General features: G+C 36.3%; 22 protein-coding genes. 1 reads left to right on the top strand and 21 read right to left on the bottom strand.

The genetic code is table 11. The features are described from left to right. Positions 1-33: 33 nt before the first annotated feature. The gene (locus AC0L5Q_RS04420) at positions 34-405 is read right to left on the bottom strand and encodes a DUF6151 family protein (RefSeq protein WP_473614683.1); all 372 of its coding nucleotides are present in this window, start codon (positions 403-405) and stop codon (positions 34-36) included. An 83-nt stretch (positions 406-488) separates the two neighbouring features. Here AC0L5Q_RS04420 and AC0L5Q_RS04425 point away from each other — a divergent pair. After that, positions 489-1,468, top strand: a protein-coding gene (locus AC0L5Q_RS04425; RefSeq protein ID WP_473618254.1) for an IS630 family transposase whose coding sequence is annotated in 2 segments (ribosomal slippage) — positions 489-887 and positions 890-1,468 — 978 coding nt in all. Because the reading frame shifts where the segments join, the coding sequence is not laid out codon by codon here. On the opposite strand, the gene AC0L5Q_RS04430 is transcribed toward AC0L5Q_RS04425, so the two are convergent. From AC0L5Q_RS04430 to AC0L5Q_RS04525, 20 genes are all read right to left on the bottom strand, one after another. Beyond that, complete coding sequence (locus AC0L5Q_RS04430; protein WP_473614686.1) at positions 1,449-1,709, bottom strand: DUF6151 family protein; 261 nt, start codon at positions 1,707-1,709, stop codon at positions 1,449-1,451. The genes AC0L5Q_RS04425 and AC0L5Q_RS04430 overlap by 20 nt on opposite strands. A 115-nt stretch (positions 1,710-1,824) precedes the next feature. Continuing rightward, positions 1,825-2,076 (bottom strand): hypothetical protein, encoded by a 252-nt coding sequence (locus tag AC0L5Q_RS04435; protein WP_473614119.1) that lies wholly within the window; start codon positions 2,074-2,076, stop codon positions 1,825-1,827. Positions 2,077-3,013: 937 nt separating this feature from the next. After that, positions 3,014-3,718 carry a hypothetical protein gene (locus AC0L5Q_RS04440; RefSeq protein ID WP_473614689.1) on the bottom strand — a complete coding sequence of 235 codons (705 nt, stop codon included), beginning with the start codon at positions 3,716-3,718 and terminating at the stop codon, positions 3,014-3,016. Between the two features lie 8 nt (positions 3,719-3,726). Next, on the bottom strand, positions 3,727-4,059 hold the full coding sequence (locus AC0L5Q_RS04445; RefSeq protein WP_473614693.1) for a lysozyme family protein: 333 nt from the start codon (positions 4,057-4,059) through the stop codon (positions 3,727-3,729). A gap of 634 nt (positions 4,060-4,693) precedes the next feature. Beyond that, entirely contained in the window at positions 4,694-5,137 is a 444-nt protein-coding gene (locus AC0L5Q_RS04450; RefSeq protein ID WP_473614696.1) for a hypothetical protein, read from the bottom strand. A 115-nt stretch (positions 5,138-5,252) separates the two neighbouring features. Next, a complete protein-coding gene (locus tag AC0L5Q_RS04455; protein ID WP_473614700.1) occupies positions 5,253-5,504 on the bottom strand; it encodes a hypothetical protein in 252 nt (83 codons plus the stop codon). A 118-nt stretch (positions 5,505-5,622) separates the two neighbouring features. Then, positions 5,623-5,859, bottom strand: a complete 237-nt coding sequence (locus AC0L5Q_RS04460; RefSeq protein WP_473614704.1) for a hypothetical protein — start codon at positions 5,857-5,859, stop codon at positions 5,623-5,625. A 105-nt stretch (positions 5,860-5,964) separates the two neighbouring features. Continuing rightward, positions 5,965-6,267 carry a hypothetical protein gene (locus AC0L5Q_RS04465; protein ID WP_473614709.1) on the bottom strand — a complete coding sequence of 101 codons (303 nt, stop codon included), beginning with the start codon at positions 6,265-6,267 and terminating at the stop codon, positions 5,965-5,967. A 103-nt stretch (positions 6,268-6,370) separates the two neighbouring features. Next, on the bottom strand, positions 6,371-6,772 hold the full coding sequence (locus AC0L5Q_RS04470; RefSeq protein WP_473614712.1) for a hypothetical protein: 402 nt from the start codon (positions 6,770-6,772) through the stop codon (positions 6,371-6,373). Between the two features lie 191 nt (positions 6,773-6,963). Continuing rightward, a complete protein-coding gene (locus AC0L5Q_RS04475; protein ID WP_473614715.1) occupies positions 6,964-7,518 on the bottom strand; it encodes a TIR domain-containing protein in 555 nt (184 codons plus the stop codon). Positions 7,519-7,580: 62 nt separating this feature from the next. Further along, positions 7,581-8,417, bottom strand: coding sequence for a macro domain-containing protein (locus tag AC0L5Q_RS04480; protein WP_473614718.1), 837 nt, complete (start codon positions 8,415-8,417; stop codon positions 7,581-7,583). 148 nt (positions 8,418-8,565) lie between these two features. Continuing rightward, the gene (locus AC0L5Q_RS04485; RefSeq protein WP_473614722.1) at positions 8,566-9,009 is read right to left on the bottom strand and encodes a hypothetical protein; all 444 of its coding nucleotides are present in this window, start codon (positions 9,007-9,009) and stop codon (positions 8,566-8,568) included. A gap of 111 nt (positions 9,010-9,120) precedes the next feature. Next, positions 9,121-10,017 carry a TIR domain-containing protein gene (locus AC0L5Q_RS04490; RefSeq protein WP_473614726.1) on the bottom strand — a complete coding sequence of 299 codons (897 nt, stop codon included), beginning with the start codon at positions 10,015-10,017 and terminating at the stop codon, positions 9,121-9,123. Between the two features lie 784 nt (positions 10,018-10,801). Further along, positions 10,802-11,053 carry a hypothetical protein gene (locus tag AC0L5Q_RS04495; protein ID WP_473614144.1) on the bottom strand — a complete coding sequence of 84 codons (252 nt, stop codon included), beginning with the start codon at positions 11,051-11,053 and terminating at the stop codon, positions 10,802-10,804. A gap of 479 nt (positions 11,054-11,532) precedes the next feature. Then, positions 11,533-11,940 (bottom strand): UPF0158 family protein, encoded by a 408-nt coding sequence (locus AC0L5Q_RS04500; RefSeq protein WP_473614729.1) that lies wholly within the window; start codon positions 11,938-11,940, stop codon positions 11,533-11,535. Positions 11,941-12,062: 122 nt separating this feature from the next. After that, positions 12,063-12,326, bottom strand: coding sequence for a hypothetical protein (locus AC0L5Q_RS04505; protein ID WP_473614732.1), 264 nt, complete (start codon positions 12,324-12,326; stop codon positions 12,063-12,065). 124 nt (positions 12,327-12,450) lie between these two features. Further along, positions 12,451-12,696, bottom strand: coding sequence for a hypothetical protein (locus AC0L5Q_RS04510; protein WP_473614735.1), 246 nt, complete (start codon positions 12,694-12,696; stop codon positions 12,451-12,453). Between the two features lie 106 nt (positions 12,697-12,802). Beyond that, positions 12,803-13,414: an MSMEG_1061 family FMN-dependent PPOX-type flavoprotein gene (locus AC0L5Q_RS04515; protein WP_473614738.1), complete on the bottom strand. Its 612-nt coding sequence runs from the start codon at positions 13,412-13,414 to the stop codon at positions 12,803-12,805. Positions 13,415-13,538: 124 nt separating this feature from the next. Further along, the gene (locus tag AC0L5Q_RS04520) at positions 13,539-14,060 is read right to left on the bottom strand and encodes a hypothetical protein (protein WP_473614741.1); all 522 of its coding nucleotides are present in this window, start codon (positions 14,058-14,060) and stop codon (positions 13,539-13,541) included. A gap of 85 nt (positions 14,061-14,145) precedes the next feature. Next, positions 14,146-14,601: a hypothetical protein gene (locus tag AC0L5Q_RS04525; protein WP_473614743.1), complete on the bottom strand. Its 456-nt coding sequence runs from the start codon at positions 14,599-14,601 to the stop codon at positions 14,146-14,148. Positions 14,602-14,925: the final 324 nt, after the last annotated feature.

Below are 14,925 nucleotides of genomic sequence, written 5' to 3' on the forward strand. Positions count from 1 at the left end.
TTGTTATGTCACTTGCAACGCCACCAAACATTCTTAATTTAGAATGTTTGGTTCAACAATAGGCTTTCCGTTATCATCGAAAAATACAGAAGGTTTATTAAGTCCTTTTATTTTCCAAACAACAAGCTTGGAAAGGCTTCTAAGAATAATCTTAAAAGATGAGCCTTTTAGATCAGTGGGGACTTCTTTCTTAGCAAATTTTATTTGAATGTGACCTCTATTTTTCCCTAACTCTTCATCTCGGGTAGAAGCATTGTCCATGAAACTATGAATAATTCCAATGAAAGGAACTCCTGCCCCCATTGAATTACCTATTGGAGTATTGCAACATTTTGTATACCAACGATACATACCTTTAGGAATTAGTCTAATACCAATTAGTCTAATTATATGATCTAATGTCATTTATTTACTCATAATAAATCACATTGAACACTCATAGCTCACAAGAATTAAAAATACTCTCCAACAAAGTAAAAGATCATCGAATGAGGCTACGCTTGCTAGCCGTTTCACACTTTAAATCGGGTAAGAATAGATCAGAAGTTGCTAGAACACTTAATATAAGTAGAAGAATTGTTAATGATTGGGTTGCGAACTACATCAGCAAAGGTTTACTTGGTCTTGAGAGTAAAAAACCTACAGGGCGACCTAGCTATCTTACAGAGCAAGATAAAGAAATATTGAGTCAATATATAAAGGCTCAATGCCAATCCGATATGGGTGGACGACTAACGGGTGAGTGTATCCGACTATATATCAACGCTAATTTTGATGTTGATTATCATCCCAACGCCATTTATAAGTTATTAAAATCAATGGGATTTAGCTGGATAACAAGTCGCTCACGACACCCAAAACAGTCTGATGAAGTACAAGAAGATTTTAAAAAAAATTCGAAAGTGAAATGATCCGCACGCTCCCATGGAATGTGAGGCTTAAAGAGATAGATGTGTGGTTCCAAGACGAAGCACGTTTTGGACAGCAAAATACAACGACAAGGCTCTGGGCAGAGAAAGGAACAAGACCGAGAGCCGTTAGGCAACAACAGTTTGAATACGCTTACCTTTTTGGTGCTGTTTGCCCATCAACAGGCGCAACTGAGGCACTGATTTCTCCAGTAATGAACATGGATGTAATGGAACAACATTTGGCTTTAATTTCTCAAAAAACTCAAGAAGGACGACATGCGGTGATCGTTGTCGATGGTGCTGCATGGCACCAAGCTTACCTTGCTGATAAATTTAACAACGTAACGATCATTAAGTTACCACCGTATTCACCCGAGTTGAATCCAATAGAGCAAGTTTGGAGTTGGTTGCGCCAACATCATTTAGCGAATAGGTGCTTTCAAGGCTATGATGACATCCTCGATGCTTGCTCTGATGCATGGAACTCATTTGTGAGTGATGCAAAGCGGGTCATGAAAATGTGTAGTAGAGATTGGATTAAGGTGGGAAAAACTTAAGATGGAATGGTATAATACACGAAACTTGTTCAATTCCTTCTGTAATTTTTATATTAGAAATCGGCATTTGAAATATGTCCGTACCACCGTATTGATCTAATATATTTTCTTGATTTAAATGTTGAGCAAACGATTGACAGTCATCGCAGCAACACATAATTCTTGTACCGGAATTTTTATTTAAATTTTGAGTTTTTCCTCTAACCTTCCCACAATAACATTCTAATTTTATTACTGGCATTAGATTATTTCTCCATATTTAATTTGGTGACATAACGCCCAATTAATGGGCTTTTATTGCTGGCTAAAATTTGCGAGGAACGAGCACAGCCTGCTGTAAAAGTCCCGTTGAATTGTTATGTACAATTACTGCTTTGATTAACTTCTTTTTCTTGATAGCCAAAAAACTTAGTACCTGATTGATTATTTTCTTTACGCTGATATAAAAGACGAATGTATAAGAAAAATAATACTAGCGGTCCAGCTATTAAGCCTAAACAAAAAATAATTATCTGGGTGAATTGTGAATAACCTAATTCCATTGCCCATTTAGCACTCAAAATCCCAAATAAAAAAGCTACCGAACCCGTTGTTAAATTTATATCCATATTACTCTCCATAGTTAGATTTACACAATTTGTACATAACGCTTACATAAGCGGAAAATTAAAGTTGGCTAAAATTTGAAGCGCAGCGGAAAAAGCCAACTGTAATTTTTCCGTTTGATGTTCTTGTTATATAGCATTTACTTTTGATTATCAAAGCTGTCGACGTATTTGCTTATAGCATTAAAAATTGAAGCTCCGAAAATGTAGAGTAATAGCATGCAACACCATACTTTATTATTAATAAGCTCATGTTCTGGAAAATACTTTGTAATGGTAATATTAACTATAAACATAAGAGCAAAAGATATTGTTATTAAAGTTGAGTTGATTCTGAATTGCTGCCCAAAAGTTAACTTTGCATAATTTTTATTTGGATATAAAAATCTAAATATAATTTGAGGTAGCAAAAGGGTAATTAAAAAATAAGGAAACATTAGCTAAACTTCCTATGCTATATAACGCCTCATTCAGAGGCAAATAATTGTTGGCTAAAATCGCGACGCAGGAGCACAGCCAGCTGTAAAAGTCCCGTTGAATTGCTTGTTATATGCCTGATAAACCTAAACATAAATACACAAGTTCAAAGTAAAAGACGGTAGTAATAACCACACTATAAATTGAGCTACCCACAAATACCAGAACGAAATAATAGCTTTGCCACAAAAGTCTCTTTAACAAGGCAAAGCTTATTAGTGACTATTGGAAAACTACAATAGCGATACTCGTAGTAGCGTTTACAAAAGTACGTTTGATAACAATATTTTTAGCTAAACCAACCATACTATTTGAGTGCATATAACGCCCAACTCAGGCGCGCATTTTATGTAGGGTTTTTGTGTAATAATTGGAGCTTGCGACATATACACAAAAACGGCGTAATAAAATGTGTCGCTTGCAGTTGTTTGTTAGGCACGCCGCATGCATCATATGTCTATTATTATTTTCGCCAAAGCATCATCGGGGCTGCATCGGGAGATAGTTTCGTTAATACCACCCAATCCGTTCCCTTACCAAATGCATCTTTCACATACCAATCCATACGCATAAAAACATCTTGAATGCCATCTCGATTAAAGTCTGCACGCGCTACTTGCACGTAATGCACATCCAAATTATCTACTTCTACCGAAACACGGTTTTCATCCAGTGCTTCCACAAGAGTCAGACTTGCATCATAGGCCGACAGTGTTCCCGCGCGCCCATCTAAACCTTGGCCGCCTAAATAGGGGATGGCTGTGGCAGGAAAGCGTTTGATCAAATCAAAATCAAACACTTTAGGCCAATAACTCTTGGCGGATTTTGGTGCATCAAAAAACTTATTGGCCGCAATACAGTTATCTTTAAGCCACTGCCAACGGTGATATTCTCGCTCAACCACCGCACCCTCACCACTGTGAAGCACCAAAGAGCACTCTTTTACGGTAAAGGGCTTTTCATCCTGCCCTGTAAATTCAATAGTGAATTGAATATCTGATAAGTAACCGTCGGTTTTGACTCTCTCGCCAAGCATCAAAGGGTTTAACCATGCAACTTCAGTATCCACTGGAGGCGTAGATGTTTGATTATGCGAAGCACAAGCACTCAGCAAGCAAAAAACAATACTTAGGTATACCCTGTAAGGGCTAATTAATGGAGACTTCATAACGACCTCTAAGGTTTTTTTGGCAGTTTTTGAACAGAACGAAACAGGTTCTCAACATAGGTATTTCGATTCGGAGCTATACCGATACGTTTACTCTCGGCAGCCGCCGCAGACCAGTTTTCACTTTTAATTGAATTATTCATCTTTACGTATTGCGTTCGCAACTTTGTGATACCCAAATTAAAGACCATATCAAATAAGGCTTTTTGCACCGCGTGAGGCATCACATCAAAGTTTTTGGCAAAGCCGTTTGCCGTGGTGTAATACTTTGTCAGTTCTGTATAGTACGTTAAGATATGTTTTGCTTTTTGCGCCACAATATCGTGATCTTTCATTGCCAAGGTCGTATGCGCCTTATAAGAGTTTGCATTACGACAAAGCTGAAAGGTTGCTTTTTAACTGCATCATACTCCGCTTGCTTCTCTGCCAGCGAGGCCACCACAAGCACATTATTGGCGTCTTTTTTATACATTGTTACGGTAGCCATAGCCGCCTTATTTGGAATTAAATGGCCAATTCCTACGGTTACGCCCCCCTAGTATCAAGATATAAGTGAGGAATGCGGACTTCGTATTTCTCGGTGTTTTTAATCACTTCCGTTTTGACTGTTACGTTTAATGGCATAATAAACTTTTTTTTAATTTTAAATATTTCGATTTCGTATGAACAATTGTAAGCTACACTAAGTGCCTAACGCCTCATTAAGAGGCAAAAAATTGTTGGCTAAAATTAGCGACGAAGGAGCAAAAGCCAACTGTTTTTTGTCCTGCTTTAATGATTTGTTATAAGCCACTTACTCCACACCTATTTCTTAATGTTTTTTGGTATAAAACCAAGTAGTTGTTCAGAGCTTTGAATAGTTAATCGCTGCTCTGGAAACTGGTGCAATTTAATATTTAAGTACTCAGTGCCAGAAATTAATTTACCCATACGCTTAAGAAAACTAGGTGTTTTTTTAGAAAACGATCCACTTTCCTATGTAATAGCTGCAATGTCTCCCCAAGGAATAAACAAGTTTTTATGACCAAACTTGAAAGGGAAAAGTACCCTTAAATAAAGTCCTTTGTTATTTGCAGAAACCTTTAAAATACCATTATGCCTTGTTTTTCCGATATACCCATTTCCGGTTTGGAAATTTTCATCTGGATTTTCGTCTTTATTACTTCCATATTTTTTCGCTAATTTTTGCCATCCACTTTCTTTTCCTAACGAATAAGAGACTCCAAACCAACCTGCTACAAAGACAATAAAAAACCACTGGGAAGTTAAAAAAGACTCTAATAAGCCCTGAAAATTGATTACATACTTTTGGGCAATGGGAGGTATTTCACCACCAGAGCCTGAATAGAAAGAAAGGATGAAAAATGAAAAAAATGAAACAGCCCAAATTAATCCTATAAACTTTAAAACAATCTTCATACTATCCTTGTGGCTTATAACGCCCAAATAAGGGGCTAAAAATTGTGGGCTAAACTTGAGCGAAGCGAAGAGCCCGCTGTTTTTAGTCCTGTTGATTTGCTTGTTATATTTCAAATCACATTGCGGAATATACGTAATATAAAGCCGGAGAACATAAGACTAAACCAATGAGTAATATTTTAAAGAAACCATCTTGTTGAGCTTTATGAGAAACGGAAATACTAAATCCATCGGAAACTTCTTCTTCAAATGGTCGAAACTTTCTATAAAGTTTTACAGCGATCGCACCGACAACAAAAACTCCAATTATGGAAGCAATGATAATTAATATGAATAACCACGCTTCTATGGATGAACCATTGCTCATTTAATACTCCTTGAAATATAACGCCACGTTAAGCGGCAAAAAAATGTTGGTTAAAATTGTGAACGGAGTGAAACAGCCAACTGTTTTTTGTCCGTTTGAACGCCTTGTTAGAGTTCATCTACTCCTCTTTATCAGGCTTCTTTTTCTCTCGCATAAATAGTCCGACACAGATAAGAAAAATACCACCACCATACTTCTTAAGTAACTCAATTTTAAACAATGTTGGGTTTTCAGATTCTTTCAAGTTCATACCTACTCTGGTAGCTTCACCATCCGTTGAATCTCGATCTGCCATATAAAGACTAGATAAACCCAAAATAATAAGTAATAAACGAGCCTTCCATAGTTTCGACATTTGCATAGAACTCTAACGCCCAAATAACGGGCTAAAAATTGTGGGCTAAATTTGAGCGAAGCGATGAGCCCACTGTTTTTAGTCCTGTTAATTTGCTTGTTAGCTTTACTCTTGCTCCATTGGATAAAACGAGTAACCTGAACCAGGATTTCGCCTAATATAAGTAAACCAATTAACTTTGCACATGTCACTTAAATAGATCATTGGAGAAGGTAATTCGCTTTCTGATGTCCTAAGTATATTTTGAATGTGGGTGTCATTCTTGATTAGTTCTACGGCCTTTAACTCTGCTTGTTTTTCATCGCTTGCTTTGACCCATCGAGTCGTAACAAAGCCAAGTAGTTCTTCTTTGCCTTCGAACTCTACAAAAAAGTTCTCACCTTCTAACAAAACCTGAAAATAACTCATATCTTCCTTGTAAAGCTAACGCCCAAATAACAGGCTAAGTAATGGTTGGCTAAAATTGTGTAGCGAAGCGAAACGTAGCCAACTGTTACGTGTCCTTGTTGATTTACTTGTTAGAGTACTTTTCACCAAACTCTTCTAGCTTACTATATACATCACGTAAGCCAATTAATATGTCTGGGCCTCTAGTTTCAGAATCTGGCATCTCAAAGAAAATAACACTCTTGTTAGAGGCAGATACCTCCTTAATAACATATGACAGCATTACAGATTTATAGTTTTGAACTCTATCAATAACGCATTTATTAGGTACCCTATAATCTTCAATACTCTCTCGGTAAAGCAGTAAAATACTTTCATCGCCCTTAGCTTCATTACCAGTAGCTAAAACCCTAATTAATTCACCTTGCTTTAGTTCACCTTTAAAGGTCTTAATTACTTCGTATTCTTTTACTGGGTAGTCACATGTTTCGCCATTAATAATTTTTGGTATCGTTTGAACATACATGAAATGTGCTACATCAGTTGAAAACTTAAATTCCCCACTAAAATCTAATAACTTCTCGTGCTTTGAACAGGAGCTAATTAGTAATAATATAGATATATAGAATGCTAATCTCATGAGTACTCTAACGCTCGCATTTGCGGCTGGTTTGGAGCGCAGCGGAAAACAAGTCCGACAATATGCGCTTGTTAGGGCTATACCAAGCCCCATTCTTGATGGGCCTCACGAGTGTAGAAACCATACCCATTTGTAGGATAATTTTTGTTATTTATATTAAATTGACTCAAAGCATCCAGAACAGGGGCTTTTTTAAAAGGAATATGAATAGCTCTTGCCGACCCATTTTCGATTCGGGATTTTAGTGCTGGAGGCCAATAATCATATAATTCTGCTGGAGCCATAATTGAATTAAAATCGGGATACGCCAGTATTAAGGGTAATTCACAATTGTCTACAGCGTATGCTATTTCGAAAGGAACCCAATCTGTATCATTTTTAGTTGTTTTTGTCAGTATCAAGAGAAACTGCTTAGAATTCTTAAGTCTTGTGACTAAGCTTCTTCTTAAGGTTTCTTTTTGAGAGGAATCCCTTACCGCCCCTGTTTTTTCATGGCTATTACAGAGGTTGAAATCAATATTCTTGCTAGCATCCCACATTTTCATAGTGTTGTAATACTTTATGTCTGACTTCGTTGGATCTGTAGTTCCGCCAGCATGGAAGGCAACATATGTTCCGTTACGATAAGCCATCTTTAGCTCCAATATATTTCATATAAATTTTATCTCACCTCACAAGGTTTCCTTCCGAAAATTCAAATACCGTTTCTAGCTGACTTTATATCTAAGAGATTAATTTTATCAATCTTGTCCTTGTGGATAATAATCGTAAGTCTAGCTGGGTATTTAAACCGCATCTCACTAATCCTAAAAGTCCAAAGCATAATTTTAAGCAAGTCTTCATCACTTATATTTTTGTGACCCTGAATTCGTGTTATACCTGAGCCAAATATGGGGGTTGCTACATTTTTTTGTGCATAGACCCTATTTACTTTGTCCCAGAAATTAATCAAAAACTCTAAATACTCTGGCATTGTAATTAAAGCCTTATTCGAATCATCAAACTTAGTTAAGGCTGTCAGTAGATAATTCTTGTATATACAAATAGAACCAAGTTGATAGCGTTGCTTTTTTCCCTGCTTTCTATCTTCATTAGTGCCTACAAGCTCATCTTGATCAAATTCATAAGCGGCTATGTGCTCATCTAATTCTGCGACAGTAATATCAAGATATGTTTGAATAAAAGTCCCATTCAGGGATATTTCAGAAATTACTTTATTATCCACTTGCGTATCAAAGTATTCATTGAAAGCGATAACTTTAAAATCAGGCTCTTGGAAAATGTCGCCTACTTTTATTGTTACATCACTTTCTTCGATTTTGACGTTGATCTTAGTGAGTTTGTTAGACCACAACCATATTCCAAGATAGATCAGCACTAGGGATACCAAGAACCCCCCGCCGTATAAGTTTTTACACTCTTTTGGTATGTCAACGAAAATTACAAGCAATGATAAAGTTGTACTTATAATAGCGGTAATCTTTAGAAAGTTTTCAATAACTCTCCGATCAAAAAAGCTGACCTTCATCATTAATTTACGCCCTTTATTTTTCTATGTATTACCATGACTGAGTGTGTACAAGTCAGAGCCCTAACGCTTTGCTAAGCGGCTAAAAATGGCTGGCTATAATTGCGAGGAACGAGCACAGCCAGCTGTTTGTGTCCGTTTAAGCAACTTGTTAGCTTGAAAATTTAACAGTAACAGTACTAGCACAAGCCATAATAATATTTTCATTTGTTAAACATTGATTATACAGAGGTTTTAACTCCAAATAACTAGGAGTTTCTATATCATGGTGATTTCGCATGCAACGCCCGAAATAATACCCCTGAACCAAATCGATATTTTCTTTAGCTTTTGCTAAATCCTCTAATTCTTTGACTGTTTCCCAAGTCATGAACGGCCCAAGACTAACAAGATTTTTTGTTAAACCGTGCTTAGCCGCCAGGTAGGTTTCCATAACATCTACAGCATATTTAGCACAATACCTATTAACTTTTAGGTTACTAGAATATTGCTTCATAGTAAGCCCCTCATATTGTTTTTTAACTACCTTATCTTTTTGATTTGTCGTACTGCACCCTGCTATAAAAAATATAACTGCGAAGATAAATACTTTCACTATGCGTTCCTTTCAAGCTAACGCCCTGTTAATGGGCAAAATATAGTTGGCTAAAATTAAGCGACGAAGGAGCAAAAAGCCAACTGTATTTTGTCCTTGTTAAACAGCTTGTTAACTGCCATTTACATCGTAACCAGCAGCCTTTAGTTCTTCATCTAACTCTTCTTTCCAATTGCCTACAGCATCCATTGCAACATAGATAACACCACTAATATCATTAGGAGTTTCAACAGTGCCTTTAACCAACGCTGCAACTCGCGAACGCGTGAGTTTAGCGATTAGATAACCATGTTCAAATACGACATTTTGTCTCGCTCTCCACTTGTAGTTCAAAGAGTCTCTTTTAGCTCCCACATCACACTCTGTATAGAGAACAATACCAAATCCTACGTTACTGTAGTGATCAATCTTTTCGATGATCGTTCTTCCGCCGCTTGCCTGCATATGCAGAATTATTGGCTCTAAACCTTTTGATTCAACATATGCTTTAACATCGTTTTTAGCATGCTCATCATGGCCATGAACTATAAAAATCTGCTCTTTGTTAAAATTGCTACCTGCTACAGCAGGCTTGTTCTGCTCTATGAACCCTTGCTCAGGGACTAAAGGTTTTACCTGATTTTCTGCAAGAATCCGATGTAAATCGGTATTTTTAATCGCCCAATGAGTGCGGGAAAATTCAAAGTCAGTAATCCCCAGCTCTAACGCAAGTCTTACGACATTTTGGTTATCAATTATTCCAATAGAATCATCTCGTTGAAAGGTGAGCTTATAATCCCTTCCGTGGTTGGTAATATTGATTATTTTGGCTACAAATGCACCGTCTTCGCAATGTTCATGCATAACGAGTGCAGGGAAATTTTTAATTTCTCTTACTGTTTCAGGAGTAAGCGTTCTATAACGCATTTGAGTTTCTGAATCTGTATATTCAAGGAAACGAGAAGCAGCCACAATAATCTCGTTACTTGGATCTTTAGGGCCAATGTACCCAATTATCAGGTTATACATAACTATCCTTGGCAGTTAACGCCCAATTAATGGGCTTTTATTGCTGGCTAAATTTGCGAGGAACGAGCACAGCCAGCTGTAAAAGTCCCGTTGAATTGCTTGTTATATGCCTGATAAAACTGAACTTAAATACAAAAGTTAGAAGTAAAAAACGGTAGTAATAAACGCACTATAAATAGAGCTACCCACAAATACCAGAAAGAAATAATAGCTTTGTTACATTACGCAGTAATAAAAACAACAAAGCTTATTAGTGACTATTGAAAAACCATAATAGCGAAACCCGTAGCAGCGTTTACAAAAGTACTTTTGATAACAATATTTTTAGCTAAAGCAACAATACGATTTGAGTGCATATAACGCCCAATTAATGGGCTTTTATTGCTGGCTAAAATTGCGAGGGACGAGCACAGCCAGCTGTAAAAGTCCCGTTGAATTGCTTGTTATATGCCTAATAAACCTGAACTAAAATACAAAAGCCAGAAGTAAAAGACGATAGTAATAAACGCACTATAAATTGAGCTACCCACAAATGCCAGTACGAAATAATAGCTTTGCCACAAAAGTCTCTTTAACAAGGCAAAGCTTATTAGTGGCTATTGCAAAGCTATAATAGCGAAACCCGTAGCAGCGTTTACAAAAGTAAAAGTTAATAACCAAATTATTAGCTAAAGCCCCCTACTACATGAATTGCATATAACGCCCAATTAATGGGCTTTTATTGCTGGCTAAAATTTGCGAGGAACGAGCACAGCCAGCTGTAAAAGTCCCGTTGAATTGCTTGTTATGTACAATTACTGCTTTGATTAACTTCTTTTTCTTGATGGCCAAAAAACTTAGTACCTGATTGATTATTTTCTTTACGTTGATATAAAAGACGAATGTATAAGAAAAATAATACTAGCGGTCCAGCTATTAAACCTAAACAGAAAATAATTATCTGGGTGAATTGTGAATAACCTAATTCCATTGCCCATTTAGCACTCAAAATCCCAAATAAAAAAGCTACTGAACCCGTTGTTAAATTTATATCCATATTACTCTCCATAGTTAGATTTACACAATTTGTACATAACGCCCAATTAATGGGCTTTTATTGCTGGCTAAAATTTGCGAGGAACGAGCACAGCCAGCTGTAAAAGTCCCGTTGAATTGCTTGTTATATGCCTGATAAACCTAAACATAAATACACAAGCAACTAGTAAAAGACGGTAGTAATAACCACACTATAAATTGAGCTACCCACAAATGCCAGAACGAAATAATAGCTTTGTTACATTACGTAGTAATAAAAACAACAAAGCTTATTAGTGACTATTGGAAAACTACAATAGCGATACTCGTAGTAGCGTTTACAAAAGTACGTTTGATAACAATATTTTTAGCTAAACCAACCATACTATTTGAGTGCATATAACGCCCTGTTAACAGGCAAAAAATAGTTGGTTAAAATTAGCGACGAAGGAGCAAAACCAACTGTTTTTTGTCCTTGTTTAACAGCTTGTTAGCTGCTGATTATATAATACCTTGTTCTGTACACCATTCTCGTAATGCTTCTTCAGTGCGCTTTGCTTCAAATTCATACCATTCTTCAATTTTATCAGCGCTCTCTAGTAAAGATTTGAACCTTGCATAAGCACCTTTACGATTAAAGATTGAACGTACTTTTTCATATTCTGTTGGTAAGTATTCTAGAGTAAAATCGAAAGCGAGATTATTACCAAGGTTCAATTCATTTTTATGAGGGATAGCCAAATATTTTTCATCATTAATATCATCTGGTAATTCCTCTTCATTATCACCAAACTCTGAATAAAAATATGTTTTGCCTGATTCTTTACAAATGTACCCTTCATGATCCAATGGTGAACCAAAATTGACGAGTTCAAATAGATCTAAAACATCGCTAAATTTAATATTCATGCTGACCTCTGATGTGCGACTAAGCAGCTAACGCCCAATTAACAGGCAAAAAATGGTTGGCTAAAATAAGTGAACGTAGTGAACAAAAAGCCAACTGTTTTTTGTCCTTGTTTAATTTCTTGTTAGGTGTTAATTACACTCTCAGTTTTACAACTTTTACACCACATGAATTTCACTTTCTTATACATTAGAAAATGACCAACTAAAGCAAGAATAATGGCTAGTGGAAGTAAAATTGGTTTATATGGCAAAGCTGGTGGGTAAGCTAAAGCTAAGCCGCCAAATACCACAGCTATTAACTCTAAAATAGATGCTAGACCTACAATGCTTGATTTAACCTTTTTGGTTTTCTTTTTGAGTTTTTCACCACAATCTTCACACTGCATATATATTCCCTTAACACCTAACGCCTCATTCAGAGGCAATAAAATAGCTGGTTAAAATAAGCGAGGCACGAGCAAAAACCAGCTGTTTTTTGTCCTGCTGAAATGACTTGTTAGGTGCAGATTATCACTGAACTCCGCCGGGCATACTATCATTACCTTGGCCATCATTTGGATTTCTTGGTGGATTAGGCTTATCGTAACTTGATACAAAAGAATAAATTATTATTGCACCAATTATTGGGATTAACCAAATTACGATTGCTTGCGCCACTTTTTGAAACACCTCAAGAGAGTCACAATTTAAAAGCCTAAAAGAAACATAAATATTAATTATTATAAGTACAACTATCGCGATAATTAACAAATCCATGTTTTGCACCTAACGCCACGTTAAGCGGCAAATAAAAGCTGGCTAAAATGTGTGAGGCACGAACAACAGCCAGCTGTTGTTTGTCCGTTTAAACGCCTTGTTAGTTTTATAAGTCGGTGACGTAGCGTTCTTTGACACCCGCATCTAGCGTTTCTATAAACTCTGAGTTTTCTCCAAGATTAGCAGCAATCTCTTGACCGAACGATATTTTTAATTTTTCTGACCAACTATCTGGCTGCCAAATTTTACTTCTGAGAAATGCCTTACCACAATGAAAATATGCGTTGGTTACTTTAACTTCCATCACAAGTAAAGCTTGGTGTGACTTAGATGCTAAAGACTTACAGATTTCATTACCTTTTAACAATCGACAAGTCCCATGAACTCTTAAAGACTCGACGGTTCCCGGAACTAAGAAAATTAAAGCTACTTTGTTTTGTTGAACAATATTTGATAATGAGAAAGCTAATTTATTACCACGTAACTCAGGAATTAATAACGTATTATTATCTAGAACTTTTACAAAGCCAGCTTCATCACCTTTTGGAGAAATTGTAGGAAAACCATCACTATCCACCGTTGAAAGCATCATGATTGGAGACAAAGAAACAAAATTAGTCATCCTATCATTCAGGAAAGAATAAATTTTCTTACTCGCTACAGGATTTGGTTCGCCTACAACTTCTCTTACTTCTTCAAAGGTACTTAATACTTTCATGATCACCAGACTTAATTTATAAAACTAACGCCACGTTAAGCGGCAAAAAATTGTTGGCTAAAATTGTGAACGGAGTGAAACAGCCAACTGTTTTTTGTCCGTTTGAACGCCTTGTTAGCCAGTTTTACTCTGTAACATTAACAGTTGTAGATTGCCCTATATTTAAACCCTTTGATATAAAAAACACATCTACGGTTAAATCAAGTTGGTACTGTTTTGAAGGCGGTGCATCTAACCAAGGAAATAATAATATCGCTTTACGGTCACTTAAAATCCGACCTTTAACAGGTGTGTCTGGAAATATTAGATCAGGTGTATCGCCTTTAATCAACTTAAAGTAAAGACCAAACTCATCAATTTTATAGGTAGATTTAGGAGGTAAAGTAATTTCAAATTCAATTAATCCAGCATCCCCACATGAACTACCTCTACTTTCAGTAGCACGAACAATTCTAAGAACCTTAACTTGTGGGGTTGGAACAGATTCCCAATATTCCCCAAGAGAAGAAGGATCACTTTGAGCAGGTCCTGCGTGTTGCTGCCATTCTTCTTGCGATGGCGTAAATGCTCTATACCCTGAAATTGAACATGCTAAAAGGTCAAAGCTGAGAAAGGTAAAAAGAAATAGAATAGTTAAAACTTTCATCGATACTCTCGAACTGGCTAACGCCTCGTTAAGAGGCAAATAATAAGTTGGCTAAAATAAGCGACGCAGGAGCAAAAGCCAACTGTTATTTGTCCTGCTTTAACGACTTGTTATGCGTTTTTTTAAGCTGATTAATAATTTTTTGGAAAAGGTTTTTATACTCTCCAAGTATTCTTAAACAGTTGAAAGGATTACAAATTGAGATTAACGAATAACCGTTGTCAGAATTTTTTGAAAGAAAAACTTCCCAGTCATTTACTACAAAATTTTTGTGAATATATCTGGCATCAGAATCTATGAGTGTTTGAAAATTTAAATTTTCTGAGTAACTAATATCAGCTTCACCCATTTGAATCAAAGTGTCTAACCCTGATTCATGAGGGCATGAATAATTGTGCCAATCTCCATTTATAGTTTTTTTACAATCGATCAAAAAACCTGTTTTAGTAATAAATGTGTCAACTAAAGAATCCGCTGCTTGGCATAATGGCGTAAAGAGAATAAAAAATAAAAATACAACTTTTTTTGCTGAATTCACCATACTCTCCTAAACGCATAACGCCCAATTAATGGGCTTTTATTGCTGGCTAAAATTTGCGAGGAACGAGCACAGCCAGCTGTAAAAGTCCCGTTCAATTGCTTGTTATATGCCTGATAAACTTTAACTTAATTACTGAAGTTCAAAGTAAAAGACGGTAGTAATAAATGCACTATAAATTGAGCTACCCACAAATACCAGAACGAAATAATAGCTTTGTTACATTACGCAGTAATAAAAACAACAAAGCTTATTAGTGACTAGTGAAAAACGACAATAGCGAAACTCATAGCAACACTTACAAAAGTAAGATTGATAACAATATTT

This window comes from Pseudocolwellia sp. G5-9, from assembly GCF_055808995.1.

Bases quoted from the DNA above. Each gene is read 5' to 3' on its own strand.
- AC0L5Q_RS04420 (WP_473614683.1), bottom strand. From the start codon at position 405: ATGACATTAGATCATATAATTAGACTAATTGGTATTAGACTAATTCCT.
- AC0L5Q_RS04430 (WP_473614686.1), bottom strand. From the start codon at position 1,709: ATGCCAGTAATAAAATTAGAATGTTATTGTGGGAAGGTTAGAGGAAAA.
- AC0L5Q_RS04435 (WP_473614119.1), bottom strand. From the start codon at position 2,076: ATGGATATAAATTTAACAACGGGTTCGGTAGCTTTTTTATTTGGGATT.
- AC0L5Q_RS04440 (WP_473614689.1), bottom strand. From the start codon at position 3,718: ATGAAGTCTCCATTAATTAGCCCTTACAGGGTATACCTAAGTATTGTT.
- AC0L5Q_RS04450 (WP_473614696.1), bottom strand. From the start codon at position 5,137: ATGAAGATTGTTTTAAAGTTTATAGGATTAATTTGGGCTGTTTCATTT.
- AC0L5Q_RS04455 (WP_473614700.1), bottom strand. From the start codon at position 5,504: ATGAGCAATGGTTCATCCATAGAAGCGTGGTTATTCATATTAATTATC.
- AC0L5Q_RS04460 (WP_473614704.1), bottom strand. From the start codon at position 5,859: ATGTCGAAACTATGGAAGGCTCGTTTATTACTTATTATTTTGGGTTTA.
- AC0L5Q_RS04465 (WP_473614709.1), bottom strand. From the start codon at position 6,267: ATGAGTTATTTTCAGGTTTTGTTAGAAGGTGAGAACTTTTTTGTAGAG.
- AC0L5Q_RS04470 (WP_473614712.1), bottom strand. From the start codon at position 6,772: ATGTATGTTCAAACGATACCAAAAATTATTAATGGCGAAACATGTGAC.
- AC0L5Q_RS04475 (WP_473614715.1), bottom strand. From the start codon at position 7,518: ATGGCTTATCGTAACGGAACATATGTTGCCTTCCATGCTGGCGGAACT.
- AC0L5Q_RS04480 (WP_473614718.1), bottom strand. From the start codon at position 8,417: ATGATGAAGGTCAGCTTTTTTGATCGGAGAGTTATTGAAAACTTTCTA.
- AC0L5Q_RS04490 (WP_473614726.1), bottom strand. From the start codon at position 10,017: ATGTATAACCTGATAATTGGGTACATTGGCCCTAAAGATCCAAGTAAC.
- AC0L5Q_RS04495 (WP_473614144.1), bottom strand. From the start codon at position 11,053: ATGGATATAAATTTAACAACGGGTTCAGTAGCTTTTTTATTTGGGATT.
- AC0L5Q_RS04500 (WP_473614729.1), bottom strand. From the start codon at position 11,940: ATGAATATTAAATTTAGCGATGTTTTAGATCTATTTGAACTCGTCAAT.
- AC0L5Q_RS04505 (WP_473614732.1), bottom strand. From the start codon at position 12,326: ATGCAGTGTGAAGATTGTGGTGAAAAACTCAAAAAGAAAACCAAAAAG.
- AC0L5Q_RS04510 (WP_473614735.1), bottom strand. From the start codon at position 12,696: ATGGATTTGTTAATTATCGCGATAGTTGTACTTATAATAATTAATATT.
- AC0L5Q_RS04515 (WP_473614738.1), bottom strand. From the start codon at position 13,414: ATGAAAGTATTAAGTACCTTTGAAGAAGTAAGAGAAGTTGTAGGCGAA.
- AC0L5Q_RS04520 (WP_473614741.1), bottom strand. From the start codon at position 14,060: ATGAAAGTTTTAACTATTCTATTTCTTTTTACCTTTCTCAGCTTTGAC.
- AC0L5Q_RS04525 (WP_473614743.1), bottom strand. From the start codon at position 14,601: ATGGTGAATTCAGCAAAAAAAGTTGTATTTTTATTTTTTATTCTCTTT.